The 396-nt window shown below is 65.9% G+C and carries 1 protein-coding gene; it reads left to right on the top strand.

What is annotated here, in order from left to right; all coding sequences use genetic code 11:
* Positions 1-396 (top strand): tetratricopeptide repeat protein (locus EOA22_RS37415; RefSeq protein WP_164756376.1); only part of this gene is annotated, 396 nt, incomplete at both ends.

Raw genomic sequence — 396 nt, 5'->3', positions numbered from 1 at the left:
TATGGCGAGGGGGCCGCCCACCGCCAAGGACACGACGGGCGCGGTTCCGCCGGTGGACGCTTCGCCGGCGACGACGGCAAAATTCGACATTCCCGCTGACGCCGGCCCGGCCGCCTTGCGTGATGCCGCTGCCAGCGGCGACGCCAAGGCGCTGTTCGAAATCGGCTCGCGCTATGCCGAGTCGCGCGGCGTCAAGGAAGACATGGCGGCAGCGGCCAAATGGTACGAGAAATCGGCGGAACTCGGCTTCGCGCCGGCCGAATACCGTATCGGAAATTTCTACGAAAAGGGCATCGGCGTCGCGCGCGACATCAAGAAGGCGAAGACCTGGTACCAGCTTTCCGCGGCACAGGGCACCGCCAGCGCCATGCACAATCTGGCCCTGCTGTTTGCCAT

Origin of the sequence: Mesorhizobium sp. M7A.F.Ca.US.014.04.1.1, from assembly GCF_003998745.1 — a bacterium.
In the GTDB taxonomy this organism is placed as follows: Bacteria; Pseudomonadota; Alphaproteobacteria; order Rhizobiales; family Rhizobiaceae; genus Mesorhizobium; species Mesorhizobium ciceri.
This window is presented reverse-complemented; position numbering and strand designations above follow the sequence as displayed.